This is a genomic window from Tropicimonas aquimaris, from assembly GCF_042676185.1.
Lineage (GTDB): Bacteria > Pseudomonadota > Alphaproteobacteria > Rhodobacterales > Rhodobacteraceae > Tropicimonas > Tropicimonas aquimaris.
This window is the reverse complement of the sequence record NZ_JBHTJT010000009.1, coordinates 1-16,316: the sequence shown is the minus strand read 5'-3', so window position 1 is coordinate 16,316 and position 16,316 is coordinate 1. Positions and strand designations below refer to the sequence as shown.

The window sequence follows — 16,316 nt, the reverse complement described above, 5'->3', positions numbered from 1 at the left end:
GGGAAGCCAGTATAACGACCAGATCACATGCGTCCTGTCCCTGTGGGTCGGCGAGATCAGATTTTTGATCCCTGGAGACTGATATGGGGGATTTCTGCTGTGCGCCTTTCTGTCGATTGATAGGCTCAAAGGTATATATTACGGGGAAAAGAACCGGATGCCACCAAACCTGCCACTCGTAAAAGTGAGCGTTCTTCGCCCCTTTGTGAGCGAAATGCGCAGTCGCGGTGTCGACCCGGAGCCAGTATTCGAGAGCGTCGGATTGAGCGAGGAGATGACGCTTGATCCAGAACTCTCTATCCATGTCATGGTTATCACGCAGTTTGTAGAGAGCGCTGCGTACGCGGCCGGTGACAATTTTCTCGGCGCCCGTGTGGGTTCAAGTCTGAACCTGGACGGTTGGCCGCTGCTCGCTGACGCCGAGGCGCGAGCCTCCACCGTCGGGGACTATCTATCGATCTTCGTTTCGACGGCGAACACGATTGCATCCTCGGCCGAAGAGTTTCTTCACCTCGATGGGTCAAACGTAACTCTCGGAGAACGGCGTGCCTTCCAACCAACGATCCTCCCGGCACAGAACGATGCTTTCATGGCCGCGCTCGGCTGGTCCATCCTGCGGCGCGCATTGCAGGACCGTCTCGATCCGTCGAAAGTGACCGTTGTGGTCAGCGACCCGAAGGCGCTTCCGTCAGACTTTGACCTGATGCACCCGATAAAAGGCGACCGCATGGGGTTTCGCCTACGCTTTCCGTCATCGTGGTTGGCAACACCTTTCGAGCACGAGGAGGCCAACAATTGCTTCAAGGCGGCACCGGACAGTGGAACGCCAGAATTCGTCGGCTCCTTTCGCCAGATGCTGCGCGCTCATGTAGGGATGGGCAATCTGTCGGCACCTGAGTGCGCCGCGCTCGCATCAATGAGTCAGCAGCAACTGAAACGCCGCCTGGCAGCATTCGGTACGGACATCTCCAGCGAGATCGACGTCGTTCGACAGGAATACGCACGTGTCGCGCTTTCGGCCAGCGACCGTTCCATCGCGGACATTGCCGCCGCTCTTGGCTTTGCGGACCCGGCCAACTTCACCCGCGCCTTTCGTCGGGTGAATGGCTTGACGCCGACCCAGTTTCGGAAGTCGCGCCGAGCGCTGGATGACGACAAGACGTGAATGCGCCGGAACCCGACATTCGCACATTGTGACGTTAAAGAAGAAGAATCCGTACATGCGACATTGGCGCAAAATGCGGCGAACTTCTGTTCCCCGCCCACGGCGGTCATCTGCATCCGCGAGAAGCGCAGACCCTGCATCGGGCAGGACTGTCGAAGACCGCTCAGTGCCGTCGATCATGGAATGCACCTGCACTGCGGTCCGGCGGCACCACACCAGCCATTGGTTGATTGCGCAGCATCCAATGCAAAGCCGAAATCGTTACCTGACGGTGTTCGACACCCGTCAGTCTCCATCCTTCTTGGGAGACTTGTCGACTCCGGCCGCTGCGCGCAGGGCATCGATGTTGGCCACGCTCATCCGGCCGTAACTGCGCCGGATGATGCCGTTGCGTTCCATTTCCTCCAAGTGACCTCCGACGACCGAACGCGAGAGGTTTGCCATCTGCGCGAGGTCGGATTGCGTGACGTCGATCTCCAGCGATACGGTATCTTCCGCGGTTCCCAGACGCGCGCCGCATAGACGGACGAGCACGGCTGCGAGCCGCGCCTTGGAGGAACGGATCATCGCATCGTCGAGCGCCGCGACCGCCAGGCTCAGGTGCTCAAAGGCGAGCAGCCCGATCCCGCGCCAGAGTTCCGGCCTTTCGCGTACAATCGTTTCGATCGTCTTGGCTCCGATAAAGAGGTATTCACACGCGCGTAACGCGGACATCGAGGTGATCCGTGGCGAGTCCGCGAGAAACTCTGCCTCGCCAAGCCACGCACCGGCGTGAAAGGTACTCAACATCGAAGGTCCGTGATGAGACCAGATCGTATCCATCCGAACACTTCCGGAGATTAGTCCGTAGAGCCCGTCGGGCTTGTCACCATAGGACCAGAAAACCGTACCGGAAGGACATTTGCGCCGAGCGCTGGCAACGCGCAGACGCTTGGCCAGATCCCCGGGAAGTACGGACAACCAGTCAGCATGTAGAAGACGCGCTTCTGCACCATCGGATGGCGAATGCATGTGATCAATCTCCCCGCGCCAAATGCCTGATACCGGCATTCCCTGATGCCCAAGCGTGCTACCTTGCCGCCGCGACAGGTGTCCAGATCTGACCAACCGGATTTCGTGAACGGCGTCATAATTCGTGCGCCATCGTCTCGCCAGAGGAGGAATTTACATGCGGATTATTGTCGTTGTGGCGGCCATTTGCTGTGGACAGCCTATCGCAGCAATTGCTCAGGAACTTCCGGGCCTCAGGCCGGGAGTGGATATCGAGTATTCGCCCTACTTGCAGGAGGACTTTCCGAACCAGGTCTTCTTCGGCGACACGCATCTGCACACCTCCTTCTCAGCCGATGCCGGCCTGGTCGGCGCGACAACGACACCGGACGACGCTTTTCTCTTTGCCAAGGGCGAGGAGGTGATCTCCTCCAATGGCATTCCCGCACGCCTTCAACGACCGCTCGACTGGCTCGTGGTGACGGATCACGCCGAAAACCTTGGCATCCCCGCCGCTCTTGCCGCCGAAGACCCCGTTCTGACCGACACCGAGTGGGGCGCCCAACTCGCCGAGATCGCCGCGCCAGGCACGGAGGAATCGATGGTCGCCTCCTACGAATTCTGGATGCAGGCGACCTTCAAGGGCGAAGACCCTCTGGCCGGCACGCCCTTCGGCCAGTCCATGTGGGAGAAGGCGACCGAGGCCGCCGAGCGCCATAACGATCCCGGAGCCTTTACCGCCTTCATCGGCTTCGAATGGACCTCGCAACCCAACGGCTCGAACATGCACCGGAACATCATCTACCGGGATGGCAAGGATCTCGCCGATCAGAAAGTACCAATCAGTTCCTATGACACTGACGATCCTGAGGTGCTCTGGGACTGGATGGCCGACTACGAGGAGACAACGGGCGGCCGGATGTTCGCGATCCCTCATGGCGGCAACCTATCCAACGGCCTGATGTTCGATGACATCACCCTGTCCGGTGAGCCGTTGACGGCGGACTACGCGGAGCGCCGCATGCAGTACGAACCGCTCTACGAGATCACGCAGATGAAAGGCGATGGCGAAGCTCATCCGATGCTCTCGCCCGACGACGCGTTTGCGGACTACGGCACCTGGGACAAGGGCAGTTTCGGCCCCGAGCCGAAGACGCCCGACATGCTGCCGAGGGAATATGCCCGCTCCGCCCTGAAGCGTGGCCTCCAGTACGAAGCCGAACTGGGCACCAACCCCTTCAAGTTCGGCGTCGTCGGCTCGACGGACGCGCACACTGGGCTGTCGACGGCGGCGGAGAACAATTTCTTCGGCAAGGTTGCGCTCGTCGAACCGACGGGCAATCCGATCCGCTACGAGGAAACGATCACCGGCCGCGCGACACCCGATCCAGTCGACGACCTGACCCATGCGGATGCGATCGCCTCGGGGATCGCCGCGATTTGGGCGCGGGAGAACACGCGCGAGGCGCTCTGGGACGCGATGGAGCGGAAGGAAGTCTACGCGACGACAGGCACCCGCCTCCGGGTCCGTGTGTTCGGCGGCTGGGAGTTCGAGGAAACGGACATGACCCGCTCCGACTTCGCCGCCCATGGCTACGAGGCCGGCGTGCCGATGGGCGCTGATCTGAGCGCCGCCCCCGAAGGCGCCGCGCCGAAGTTCCTGATCCGTGCTCTGCGCGACCCCGATGGCGCGAACCTCGACCGCATCCAGATGGTCAAGGGCTGGACAACGGCGGAGGGGCCGCAGGAGCGGGTGTACGATGTTGCCTGGTCGGACGATCGCCAACCGGACACCGACGGCAAGTTGCCTCCAGTGGGCGATACGGTCGATCCGCAGACGGCCACCTACACGAACGCGATCGGTGCGCCCTATCTGGACGCCTTCTGGGAGGACCCGGAGTTCGACCCGACGCAGCGCGCCTTCTACTACGTGCGCGTGCTCGAGATCCCGACTCCACGATGGACGACGTATGACAGCGTCTTCTTCGGGATCGACCTGCCCGTCACCGTGGACGCAAGCCAGCAGGAACGCGCCTATACCTCGCCGATCTGGTACACGCCGGGCTGACCGATCCCATCGTCCAGCTCAATGGAGAGAAAACTGCTCGATTGCAGTGACAAGGGCGGCGCTACCTGTCCGCCATCGATTTGAGTGGGCCGACCGATTTGATCGCGGTTTGGAGGATGTGGCTCATCGGCTTTGATGCTATCCCGAATCTCCTCTCGATCCTGTCGAGCATTGTGCGCGAGGCGCCGAGTTCCGCCAAGCGGATCGCTCTCGTCGCCTCGACATCCATGATGACCGCGTTGTTGGTGTCGATCAGGTAGTTGGTTGCAAAGGCAAGGCATGGACGGCTTGCATCGTCGCTGGGCCATCGCGCAGCCGGATCAGACCTGCCTACGAACTTCGGCGGGACCGGCGATGCGAGTCTGAAGGCGGCGTCCTCCAGCGTTTCCGGGTATTCTCGCGCCGCCCGGTTCCCGGCCTCACGCGCGACCTCCGGCCTCCAGTCCGCGGCCGCAATGGACCGGACCTTATTGGCGTTAGCCGAGATCAGGCTGGCGTCGACAGAAAAGCCATCACCGGACACGGGATGCTCCGCTCGACCGTAGCAACAAACACCTGCCGCAGCAGGTTGCTTTCCCGGAACTTGCCGTGGCGAATGCGGTAGAAAGTCGAGTGATCCTGGACCTTCCCCTTCGGTTCGAGCCGACAGAACAATATACAGGCCAGGTTTGGATCGACCTCATCGCAGAAGCAGCGTTTCGAACTGACCCCCATGACGTAGCCGATCACCATCATCCGCATGACCAGCTCGGGTTCAATGGATGGGCGGCCAGGAGGGGCGCAGCGCGTCCCGCAGGCTGTCACCATCGATGAACAGATCGATCTCGTGCAGCACGTGATTGGCCGGGACGTGGCCCGCCAGATCAAACTCGTAGAATAGCCGCGCCGGAGCTTCCTGCCTGCCCCTCGTCCCGAAATCCTTCCATCCTCTCATGGTTGAGTGAAACGAATGACTTGGCGCATTGCGACACAGGCTTTTTCAAGGGCCCGGCGGGAGGGTTCGTTCGCTCCGGATCGCACGAGTGATCATTCACATGTCATCAGCGCGCTACCTCACGCGGAAGAACCGAGAAAACGAGTGTGTGGGATGGATCGCTGCGATGCCCAACGGCCCAAACGGTGAGTTGACCGCCCGAGCTGCCGCAGGCCGGGCGCGGGTTTGCTCATGTCAGATCGAGACGATGCGCGCCGCCGTCGGGTCAAAACCCACGTGCACACTGTCGCCTTTGTGGAAGGGCGTGGCGTCGGGCACCGTGACGGCAAAGATTTCCCCGAGTGCGGTGGTGAGCGTGTATTGTATCTGATTGCCAAGATAGGCAGCGTAGCTCACTTCGGCGGGCAGGGCACCCGCCACTGCATCGCGGGTCAGGCGCAACTGGTGTGGGCGTAGCACCAGGTTTGCCTGTCCGGTGGTCGCGAAAGCGGTGGGCAACTCCATATGCCGACCATCGATCACGATATCGACCGTCTCTCCGGCCCGGGCTACCTCGACCGGAAGGAGGTTCGCGTCGCCGATGAAATCGGCAATGAAGGCCGAGTTCGGACGTTCGTAGAGGTCCGCCGGAGTGCCTTCCTGAGCGATTTCGGCGTTCTTCATCACAATGATGCGGTCGGAAACGGCCATGGCCTCTTCCTGGTCGTGGGTGACGTAGATCGCGGTGAGCTTCAGACGTTGCTGGATCTCGCGGATCTCTTCGCGCACGTGCCGGCGCAGCTTGGCGTCCAGGTTGGAGAGCGGCTCGTCGAGCAGCAAGACCTCGGGCTCGAGCACGATCGCGCGTGCAACCGCCACCCGCTGTTGCTGCCCGCCCGACAGTTCCGACGGCAACCGCTCGCCGAAGCCTTCGAGCCCGACCATCGCCAGCCCTTCCTCGACCCGCGGGCGCACTTCGCTCTTGGGCGTGCGTTTGACCGTGAGGCCGTAGCCGACATTCTCCGCGACCGTCATATGCGGGAATAGTGCGTAGGATTGGAAGACCATCGACACCTTGCGGTAGGTCGCCGACAGATGGGTGACGTCCTCACCCCCGATGAAGATGCGCCCCGAGGTGGGGGGCTCCAGCCCGGCGACGAGCCTCAGCGTCGTGGTCTTGCCGCAACCCGAGGGCCCGAGGAGCGTGACCAGCGTGCCGGGCGCGATGTCGAGATCGAGCGGCTTCAGGGCGACGACGTCGTCGAAATGCTTCGTGACGCCTTCAAAACGGACGGATCCCTTGGTCATGGGGCTCTCCTAATGGGCTTCGATGCGATCCGCCCGGCGCAGGGTGCGGCGGCCGATCACGAGTTGCATGGCGATGATGACGGCGAGCATCGTGACGATCAGTACCGAGGCATAGGCGATGGCGATGCCGTATTCGCCGTTCTCGACCCGGCCGACGATGAAGCTCGTCGCCATGTTGTGACGGGCGGAAACGAGGAAGATCACCGCCGAGACCGACGTGATGGCGCGCACGAAACTGTAGGTCAGCGCCGCAAGGATGGCCGGCCCCATCAGCGGCAGGATTACCCGGCGCAGGGTCGTCGCGGAATTCGCGCCGAGCATGATCGAGGCCTCGTCGAGCGACCGGTCCAGCTGGCTCATCGCGGCAATGCCGCCGCGCACGCCGACCGGCATGTTGCGGAAGATGAACACGATGATGAGGATGAGGCCGGTGCCGGTGAGCTCGATCGGCGGGAAGTTGAAGGCCATGATATAGGCAACGCCGATCACGGTGCCGGGGATGGCGAAGGAGAGCATGGTCGAGAACTCGAAGGCGTCCTTGCCGGTGAATTTTTGTCGCACGAGCAGATAGGCTGTGGCCAACCCCACCGCCGCCGTCAGCGGGGCAGCTATGGCCGAGATCGTCAGCGTCGTGAAATAGCTGTCCCACGCCGCCCCGGTGAAATGCACCCCGTTGCGTACCACGATCTTGAAGCCGCGCAGGTAGTGCTCGAAGGTGAAGGTGTGGTCATAGCCCCAGAGCTTCACGAAAGATCCGAAGATGATCAGCGCGTAGAGTACCATGGTAAAGAACGCCCATGGCAGCGCCAGCAGGTAGGCCGTCCACCTGAGAGCAGGGTTCAGCGCGGCGTGGCGGCCGGAATCGGCTTTGCCGGTGACGGTCGCGTAGTTCTTCTTGCCGACCCAGAAGCGTTGCGCGAGGAACGCCGTCAGCGTGAAGGTCAGCAGCGTGATCGACAGGATCGCGGCCTGCGCCGGGTCGGCGATGGTGCCGACGATGGCGAAATAGATCTCGGTCGAGAGCACGTTGAAATTGCCGCCCAGTACCAGCGGGTTGCCGAAATCGGCAATCGACTCGATGAAGCCGAGCAGGAAGGCGTTTGCCAGCCCCGGGCGCATCAGCGGGAAGGAGACATAGCGGAAGGTCTGCCAGCGGTCGGCGTCGAGCGTCTGACTCGCTTCCTCCATCGACGGGCTCACTCCCTCCACCACGCCAATCAGCACCAGGAACGCAATGGGCGTGAACGAGAGCATCTGGGCCAGCCAGACACCATGAAAACCGTAGAGCCAGCGGGTCTTTTCCCAGCCGAACGCCCAGGAGAAGAACTCGGTGATGGTGCCGGCGCGGCCGAACAGAAGGATCAGCGCAAGGCCGATGACGAAGGGCGGGGTGATGATGGGCAGGACCGTCAAAACGCGCAGGAGCTTCTTCGCCCGGAAGTCGGTGCGCGTAAAGATCAGCGCGAACATCAGCCCCATGATCGTGGTGCCAGCGGCGGTCGAGAGTCCGAGCAGGAACGAGTTGATGGCCGGACCGCAACTGCCGCCGCCGGTGATGCAACCAATGCCCCATATTTTTGACGAGAGGAAACGCGGCAGGAATTCCCCGAATCCCAGGCCGGCACCGCCCTTAAGCTCGAAGGCACGCACGAGAATGAAGGTGAGCGGGAAGAACACGAAGATCGCCACCAGCGCGACGATCGCGCCAACGAGGCCGGTGACGAAAGCATCGCCCCGTCCCTTGCCCATCCCGGAAATTCCGGTCGTGGCGATGAACAGGAGCGCCGCGGCCGTCACGAAGGCCCCCGCGCCGATGCCAGGGTTTTCGCCCTCCCACAAACCGTAGCGCGTACCGATCAGGAGCGCCTGTCCGATAAGCAGGGCAAGACCGGCGGTGCCGGATGCAACGAGCCCGCGCGCCGTGGCAAGTTGTGTTCGCGTGAGGCCGAGAGAAAGCGCAGTCCCGACGAAACCAAGAGCGGGCAGCCAGAGCCATGGCTTGCCGGTCAGGGCAGCGCCAAGCGCCGATGCGTTCGTGCCAGACATGTCGGCGAGCCATCCGAACCGCCAGAAGCCGCTCTCCGTCAGGTACCAGGGCAGCAGGGCCCAGCCAATCGTACCCGCCACCAGCCAGAACAACGCAATGCGCTTCATGCCACCGCTCCCCAATGGAGCCAGCCCCGCGCGTGGCGGGGCCGGTCATTTCATGCTTGCTGGAAGATCACTCTTCGACGACGCCGCCGGCGCCTTTCACTTCCGCTTCCCAGCGGTCGAGCAGGCGGGCACGCGTGTCGGACGCACCATAGGTGGCAAAATCGTAGTCGATGAGCTTTACCGCAGCCATGTCGGGGGCGTCCGGATCGGTGGCCGCGTCGGGGTTCGAGGGGATGTTGTAGACACCTACTTCAAGCCCGGCCGATTGCGCCGGCGCCGAGATCACGTATTCGACCCACTTCTTGGCGGAGTCCATGTTGGGCGTGCCATTGATGATGGACACCGCGCCGACCTCGTACCCGGTGCCTTCGCAGGGTGCCACGATCTCTACCGGGAAGCCCTGCTTCTTGAGGTTCACCATGTCATGCATGAAGCCGATGCCGATGGTGTTCTCGCCGCGCGCGGTAGCCTTGCCCGGCGCGGAGCCGGACTTGGTGTACTGGTTCACGTTCCGGCCGATATCGGCGAGGAGCTTGAAGCCCTCATCTTCTCCAAAGAGCTGAACGAGCGTCGCCAGTTCGGTGTAGGCCGTGCCCGAGGATTTCGGGTTCGCCACCTGGATCTCACCTTCGTATTCCGGCTTGGCAAGGTCGCGCCAGCAGGCGGGCGGCTCGAGCCCCTTCTCGGCCAGAACCTCGGTGTTGTAGATGATGCCGAGCAGACCGACGTGAACGCCGACGGCCTTGCCTCCCGACATCTCGGTCATGCTCTGCGACCATCCGAGCTGGCCGGAGACATCAACTCCGGAAGGGACGGTCAGGTCTTCGGAGGCGGCAATCAAGTGAGGATCGCCGGTGCCACCCCACCAGACATCGACCTTGGGATTGCCCGCTTCGGCGCGGATCTGGGCAAGCGTTTCACCGGTGGACTTGCGCACGATGGCCACGTCGATGCCGGTTTCGATCTCGAAGTTCTGCGCCATGAGATCGCACCAGGCCTGTTCATTCGAGCAGACCACGTTGAGCGATTGCGCCATGGCCGTCGAGGCACCGAGACCTGCGGTCAGCGCCACGGCACCGAGTGTGAGTGTCTTGTTCATGGAATCCTCCCAGACTTGCCGCGCAGTCCTCCACCGCACGGTCTTGGGAAGTCTCGCATCAAGCCGGACACCAGGCGAGTGATGTGAGCGATATCAACTCGCAATGCACCGGGTTTTTGATGAACAATGTTACAAACCGGAGCCAAGGGGATGACGATGGCCACAGGCTCGGCGCATGTTGGCAACCGTATCGTCAAGCGCACGGGAGGCGCATGACAACGATGGCGGACCCCCGGGGCAAGCGACCAGTGATCGCGGTGATAGACGATGACGCCAACCTGCGGCGCACCGTGGCGGCTTTGCTGTCCGAAAGCGGTTTCGAGGCGGTTCCCCTGGCCGATGGTGCCGCCTTTCACGCGCGTGGACCGGACCCCGGTGTCGATCTTGCGCTGATCGACCTGCGGCTTGCGAACGAGAACGGGCTCGACCTTGCCATCGCCCTGCGCCGGCGGCACGGGCTTCCGATCGTCATGCTCACCGGACGCGGAGACGAGGCCGACCGTATCGAAGGGCTCGAAACAGGGGCCGACGACTACATGATGAAACCGTTCAACCCGCGTGAACTGATCGCGCGCATCCGGGCCGTTCTCAGGCGGGCGGGGCACCCCGGCATGGACGCTCCCAACCGCGATGCCGAGCGCCTGATCGCTTTCGGCGGGCTCCGGCTCGACCGCGACCGGCGCGACCTTGTCGACGCGGATGGCTCCGAGATCGCGCTGACCAACGCCGAGTACCGGCTGCTGGAATACCTGGTGCTGAACCCGGGCCGGGTGATCCCGCGGCCCGAACTCATGGCGGAACTCGGGGCCGACCTGAGCCACTACGGTGACCGCACCATTGACGTGCTGATCCTGCGGCTGCGACGCAAGATCGAGCCCGTGCCCTCCAAGCCCGTCCACCTGCAGACACGGCGTGGCCAGGGCTACTTCTTCGTGATCGGGTCCGCGCGATGAAACGGATATCGGTCAGGGCGCGCCTGCTGTTCGCTCTCGCCGCGCTCACCCTCGCCACCTTTCTTGTCGGGGCAATCGCATGGGCAGCGCTCGAGCGCACGACGACCCGCGTCGACCGGTTGCACGGCGATACGCTCTCCGCCGTCGACGCGGCGATGACCCTGTCGCGTCGGGCCGCAGGCATAGCGACGAATGCCCCATACCTGCTGCTGCTCGACAGCCCGTTTCGCATCGCCCAGGAAGGGGATGCAACGGTTGAGGTGATCGACGCCATTGCCGCCGGGCTCGCCGAGGGCGACGACCTCGCCGCCACGCTGGAAGACATGCGCGCCGCGACGCTTGAGATGGTTGCGCATCTGCAGGCGCGTGCCGGCTATCGCGACCAGACCTTGCGCACCAATGCGGCCCTGGCCAGGGCCGAGCGGCGCTATGCGCAACTGGCGGCCAGCACGGACACGCCGCTCTCGGAGCGGCAGGACTGGTTCACGCTGCAAAGGGTCGCCGATGTCCTGCTTGGCGCGGGGCGGGCGGAAAACCTGATCGGCGTGGGGGAGTTCCAGCGCGCCTACCACGGATTGCGGCGCGTCGCGAATGGCGACGGCCTGCGGGACGGCCAGGGCGATCTGGCCCAGTTGGTGGCCCTCGCGGAAGGGAGCGAAGGGCTGTTCGAACTGCGCCGGCTGGAGCTCATGCATCAGATCGGTGCGCAGGGCGCGCTGGTCCGGGTCCGGCGCGGCGCCGCGGCGGTCATCGCCCATGCCGAAGCGGTCACGGCCGAGGCTCAGGCCGCGATTGCCGCCGAGCGCATCGACACCATCAGCGCAATCGCTCTGCAAAAGAGCACGATCCTGATTGCCGTCCTCGCCTCCGCGGCCCTTGCGCTGACCGCCGCGCTCTATGTGTCCGGCTATGTCACCGGCAACCTGCGTGCCGTTTCGGACGCAATGATGCGTCTTGCCGCCGGCGACCGCTCTCTGCGCCTTCCCCGCGGCGAAGGTGCGGGCGACGAGATCGGCAAGCTGTTCCACGCCTTCAGGACCTTCCGAGCCAACGCGATCCGCTTGGACCGCTCCAACCGCCGCCTCGCCGACCGCAATGCGCTCTTCGAAAGCATGATGAGCAGCATCACCGACGGCGTCGCGATCCTGTCGGACAGTGGCGCGATCGTTGCCCGGAACGAGCGCCTGTCGGAGGTCCTCCGGCTCGATCCCGCGGATGACGGCAGGCGCGTCGGCCTCGACGAGCTGGTTGCCCGGGGCGGTTGGGAAGAGATGCCGGGTCTCGCCGGGAGCAGAATGCTGGCCACGGCCGATGGTCACTACGCGCTGCGTCGTGAAAGCCCCTTGCCGGGCGGCGGTGCCGTGGTGCTGATTGCCGACATCACCGAACAGCGGCAGATTGACGACCGGATGCAGCAGATCCGCCGGATCGAGGCCCTCGGCAAGGTGACAGGCGAGGTCGCGCATGATTTCGGCAACATACTCTCGACCATCAACGGCAGTCTGCACCTGATGGAGACTGCGCCGCCCGAAACGCAACGGGAACTCGTCGGCTCCATCGCGAACGCTGCCGAGATCGGAACGTCGCTGGTCCAACGCCTTCTGGCCTTCGCCCGGAGGCAGAAGCTCGTGCCCGAGGTGGTCGAGCTCAACGCATTGATCGACGGCATGGCCGACCTCGTGGCGATGGCCCTCAGGGACGAGATCACGCTTGAAACGAGAGGGGCACCGGAACCGATCGAAGTGCGCGTCGACCCGGGGCAACTCGAGAGCGCCCTGCTCAACCTGTGCCTGAACTCGGCCCAGGCCATAGATGGTGCAGGATCCATCACGATCTCGCTCGCCGCCGAAGCAGACCGGGCGGTGATCGAGGTTTCCGATACCGGATGCGGCATGAGCCCCGAGACCGTCGAACATGCGATGGAGCCGTTCTATACGGCGCGCGCCGACGGGACGGGCACCGGACTCGGGTTTGCCATGGTCTACGGCTTCATCAGCCAGTCCGGCGGCGAGGTCAGCATTCACTCGACGCTTGGCGAGGGCACAAAGGTGCGCATGATCCTGCCCCGCGCCAAGGCGGCGGAACAGCCGGCCACAGCGTGGAACCGTGTTCTGCTGGTCGAAGACGACCCGGAGGACCTTGCCGCGGCCCGCGCCCTCATGAAGGACCACGCAGCCGAGCTTGTCGAAGAGACCACGGCCAAGGGCGCGCTGGCACGACTTGAGGACCAACCGTTTGACCTTGTCGTCTCGGACCTGTCGCTTGGCGGCAATCCGGAAGGGTGGCGCATTGCATCCGCTGCACTGTCATCCGGTTCGGCCCGCGCAGTCGCGATCGTGTCCGGGCGCCTCCCGGCACACACGCCCTTCGACGGGCAATACGGCCCGGCACTCGTGACTCTCGCCAAGCCGTTCGACATTGCAGCCTTGCATGCTGCCCTGGGAAAAGAAAACAGAGATGACCAAGCCTGATGCGAAGGCGGTGATTTTCGACTGCGACGGGACATTGGCGCTGACGGCGACCCTGCATTTCGACGCCTTTAATGCCGCGCTGGCCCTTCAGGGCGCCTGTATGGACCGCGCCTGGTACGAAGCGCGAAAGGGCCTCGACCGGAACGACTTGATCGCCGCATTCTCGGAGGAACACGACGGCGCGCTGGACACGGCGCGCCTTGTCGCCGACAGCCGGAGGATCACGGTGGAACGCGCCGAACGGACCGCGGTCGAGAACCCGCCGGTCGCGGCGCTGGCGCGACGGCTCAAGGGCATGCTGCCGATCGCGGTCGGATCGAACGCGGAAACCGACGTCGTCCGCGCCATCCTTCGTGGGGCGGGATTGGATTATCTGTTCGACGTGGTGGTCACCGTGGTTGAAGCGCGAGTGCCAAAACCGGACCCCGCCATTTTCCGTCTCGCGGCCGAGCGGCTGTCGGTGAAACCGCGCGACTGCCTCGTACTGGAGGATTCCGAACAGGGCCTGCAGGCCGGGATCGCCGCCGGGATGAAGGTGTGGGATGTTCGGCGCCCCGACGTTCTTTCGAGAATCGAGAACTTCTAAATGACCTTTCAGTCGAGATCTTACGTCCTTTTCTGATGGCATTCAGAAAGAGGGCAGGATGTCCAAGCTCGAGCTCGCAGCATAGCATCGATGCCGATGAGCCAAGCCCACCAAACCGCATTCAGCTCGGTCGGTCCGCCTTACTTGATGTCGGATAGATTCCAACATTTTTCGTAAGGAGCCGAGGTGGTCTGCCCCCTACCTGTTCGGTGCCGTCGCTTCCGCCATCTTTTGCGAAGGCGAAAGCGCCAGGCACCGAAACGGGACGCATCCATAGTAAAGCCGCCAACGCACTGAGATTCTCGGAAACAGCACTTGATCGGCTCGAGACATGCCGTGGCGTGCATGGCTTTTCCAACTGCGATTCGATCAGGAACTGCCTCGCCACCATCTCCATCGTGCTGCGCGCTGTCGTGCGAAGGCGGAGTGGAAAGCGTTGACGGCGGCTGACCTGCGTAGCACGGTAAGCCCCATCCGATCACGGCGACGCCGAAAGCCCGAGAGGCCAGTCCAGGGCCGTTACTGTAAACCAACCTGCAAACGGCGCTTCCGAGCGCTCCGAAAAGCGGGTGCTGAAGTCCAGTTTGTCTATGAAAATAAGGTGGAGGCGAGTACCGGACTTGCGCCGCGTTTTCCTAACGCTTTGAAAGTGCTGCGCAAATAACCGTTTTGTTGTCCACTTCCGGTGTTGTCCGCGTTGTACAACGATAGCCGTTAGTTCAGCTCTGCGCAACGCGAGACCGCACCTCCATCCCCTGTGCCGCCTAAGAGGCCGAGGAGAGCGCCTGCGCAAACGAAAGCAGAAGCCGGTTGGGGCCAATCGAGCTGCACTGCCTGCAAGCTAGTGAATTGAGTTGCACCATTACAGTGGGGCTTCCGCCTCACAGCTCGGCGGGCGATCTAGGGCCGCGCGTGATAGCGCATCACGGCAGCAGATGAGCATGTCGGTGCAAATGCACGTGGTGGCTACTGAGAGCTTGTGCTGCCTGAGCTTTCTGGTTGCGTCTGGATGACGCCGGGGGCGGGGAAGCACAACGAAAGCCCTCGGTAGCTCTAGAGGCTTGGCTCAAGAGAGCCGGAGCGGGCAGCGAGGGTGTGCAGCCTTAGAGCGTGCATTTTGCACAGCCCGCAAACGCTATCATCATCACAATGAAAGGCCTGTAACATGAGCAGCAACAAGGGCTTACTCAAGCCAAGGCGTCTGAGTGTGCCGCTTCCAGAGATCGACACAGACTATGGCCGGTTTCAGTTCCGCAGTCTTGATATCACCCAGTGCCATGTTGCCGCTCTTGCCGACGTTCTCAAGCGAGAGCAAAGCTTGGACAGGTTGGATCTCTGGCAGGATGCTGACGGACGCTTGCTCGTTCTGGATGGCCACCACCGATTGGCTGCGTACCGCCAGTACGGATGGACGAAGAAAGTGCCGGTCGTAGTCCATTACTTCACCGAAGCTGAAGCAAAGCTCTTCGCGGTCAAAGCCAATGCCAAGGCAAAGCTGCAGATGTCGCCACAGGAGCAAGCTGACAGCGCTTGGACGCTAACTGTGCATTAGCCGGGGATCTCGAAGCGCGATGTAGCTAGAGCCTGTGGCGTAAGCCAACGCACTGTCGCCAACATGCGCCGGACCAGATCGCGATCAATGGAAACAAGATTGGCCCAGAGCACAGAGTGGCCGTGCGTCGGGAGGCATTCGACAGCCTTGACCTATCGTGGCTGAGTACCTGGAAAGCGCGTTAGTGGCGGTGGCCAATACACGCAAGCTTGAAGACATGCGCCTTTCTTGCCGCAGGCTTTGGTAGGCGAGATGCCAGTCCGTGCTTGCTATCAGTGTGCGGCGGAGCCGTGGTGATGTGCGCGGCTAGTAGCCCAATAGATATCCATCGGTCAGCAGTCGTTTCCAGACGGCCTGCTGAGGAACGTTGCCCAGTCCCTTGATAATGGACTTCCCGAAGGGTTTTCCCGTCCAAGGACACTGAGCGCCCACCAATTCATCCGGTGTCACCATGCGAAACACCCAACTAGAGCCGGGTCCGCGCGATTGCTTGAGGTACTTCATGTCTTCTTTGCCGTCCATGCGTGGTACATAATGGATAACGAAGAAAGGGACAACGCGCTGGGTATCTGTTTAGATTCAGTGCGTTAGGGGATTTGGAGGCGAGTACCGGAATCGAACCGGTGTACACGGATTTGCAATCCGGCCCCTTAGTCAAGAAAATCAAGGCGGGACCGTTTCAAAACATGCCAAGACAAAGCATGAACTTCCCGAGAATGTTTCAAATGCCGGATTGACCGGCGCAAAGGAAAACCCCGGTGCGGCGGCAACCGCGACCGGGGTTGAAAACTGTGAAGAAGCTTCTCGACTTCATTTTAATCTTACCCCAAGACGGGGTCAAACCGCAACATCGATTGCCCGCCGGCTGCACGCCAGCACCTCCTACAAGCGAGGGCTGGTATGATGGATATGAACATCCCAACGGCCGCGGCGTTTTGCTCCGGCTATGGCCAGCTCGACACGCACAAGAACACTGGCGATCCATACGACAGAGTGACCTTCTCGGACATCGTGGCGATGGCTGAGAACCCGCCGCAGACCCCCAAGGCGCAAGCGC

The 16,316-nt window shown here is 62.5% G+C and carries 10 protein-coding genes and 1 pseudogene; 6 read left to right on the top strand and 5 right to left on the bottom strand.

The annotated features are described in order from the left end of the window. Window positions 1-157 precede the first annotated feature (157 nt). Window positions 158-1,165 (top strand): AraC family transcriptional regulator, encoded by a 1,008-nt coding sequence (locus ACFQ2S_RS10015; protein ID WP_386074329.1) that lies wholly within the window; start codon window positions 158-160, stop codon window positions 1,163-1,165. Window positions 1,166-1,450: 285 nt separating this feature from the next. Here the strand turns inward: ACFQ2S_RS10015 and ACFQ2S_RS10010 are convergent, their stop codons facing one another. Next, a complete protein-coding gene (locus ACFQ2S_RS10010; RefSeq protein ID WP_386074328.1) occupies window positions 1,451-2,176 on the bottom strand; it encodes a Crp/Fnr family transcriptional regulator in 726 nt (241 codons plus the stop codon). Between the two features lie 157 nt (window positions 2,177-2,333). Between ACFQ2S_RS10010 and ACFQ2S_RS10005 the strand changes: the two genes are divergently transcribed. Then, the gene (locus ACFQ2S_RS10005) at window positions 2,334-4,223 is read left to right on the top strand and encodes a DUF3604 domain-containing protein (RefSeq protein ID WP_386074327.1); all 1,890 of its coding nucleotides are present in this window, start codon (window positions 2,334-2,336) and stop codon (window positions 4,221-4,223) included. A 139-nt stretch (window positions 4,224-4,362) separates the two neighbouring features. On the opposite strand, the pseudogene ACFQ2S_RS24795 reads toward ACFQ2S_RS10005, so the two are convergent. From ACFQ2S_RS24795 to ACFQ2S_RS09975, 4 genes and pseudogenes are all read right to left on the bottom strand, one after another. Further along, a pseudogene (locus tag ACFQ2S_RS24795) lies at window positions 4,363-5,157 on the bottom strand (transposase); the annotation flags it as partial. Between the two features lie 234 nt (window positions 5,158-5,391). Next, window positions 5,392-6,444, bottom strand: coding sequence for an ABC transporter ATP-binding protein (locus ACFQ2S_RS09985; protein ID WP_386074323.1), 1,053 nt, complete (start codon window positions 6,442-6,444; stop codon window positions 5,392-5,394). 9 nt (window positions 6,445-6,453) lie between these two features. Further along, complete coding sequence (locus ACFQ2S_RS09980) at window positions 6,454-8,598, bottom strand: ABC transporter permease (RefSeq protein ID WP_386074322.1); 2,145 nt, start codon at window positions 8,596-8,598, stop codon at window positions 6,454-6,456. A 67-nt stretch (window positions 8,599-8,665) separates the two neighbouring features. Continuing rightward, window positions 8,666-9,697, bottom strand: a complete 1,032-nt coding sequence (locus ACFQ2S_RS09975; protein WP_386074321.1) for an ABC transporter substrate-binding protein — start codon at window positions 9,695-9,697, stop codon at window positions 8,666-8,668. A 212-nt stretch (window positions 9,698-9,909) separates the two neighbouring features. On the opposite strand from ACFQ2S_RS09975, the gene ACFQ2S_RS09970 reads away from it, so the two are divergent. The 4 genes from ACFQ2S_RS09970 (at window position 9,910) to ACFQ2S_RS09955 (ending at window position 15,259) form a co-directional block, all read left to right on the top strand. Next, window positions 9,910-10,650: a response regulator transcription factor gene (locus ACFQ2S_RS09970; RefSeq protein WP_386074320.1), complete on the top strand. Its 741-nt coding sequence runs from the start codon at window positions 9,910-9,912 to the stop codon at window positions 10,648-10,650. After that, the gene (locus ACFQ2S_RS09965; RefSeq protein ID WP_386074319.1) at window positions 10,647-13,121 is read left to right on the top strand and encodes an ATP-binding protein; all 2,475 of its coding nucleotides are present in this window, start codon (window positions 10,647-10,649) and stop codon (window positions 13,119-13,121) included. Before ACFQ2S_RS09970 ends, ACFQ2S_RS09965 begins: the two co-directional genes overlap by 4 nt. Beyond that, a complete protein-coding gene (locus ACFQ2S_RS09960) occupies window positions 13,108-13,707 on the top strand; it encodes an HAD family hydrolase (protein ID WP_386074318.1) in 600 nt (199 codons plus the stop codon). Before ACFQ2S_RS09965 ends, ACFQ2S_RS09960 begins: the two co-directional genes overlap by 14 nt. A 1,165-nt stretch (window positions 13,708-14,872) precedes the next feature. After that, window positions 14,873-15,259 (top strand): ParB N-terminal domain-containing protein, encoded by a 387-nt coding sequence (locus ACFQ2S_RS09955; RefSeq protein WP_386074317.1) that lies wholly within the window; start codon window positions 14,873-14,875, stop codon window positions 15,257-15,259. The last annotated feature ends 1,057 nt before the right edge of the window (window positions 15,260-16,316 follow it).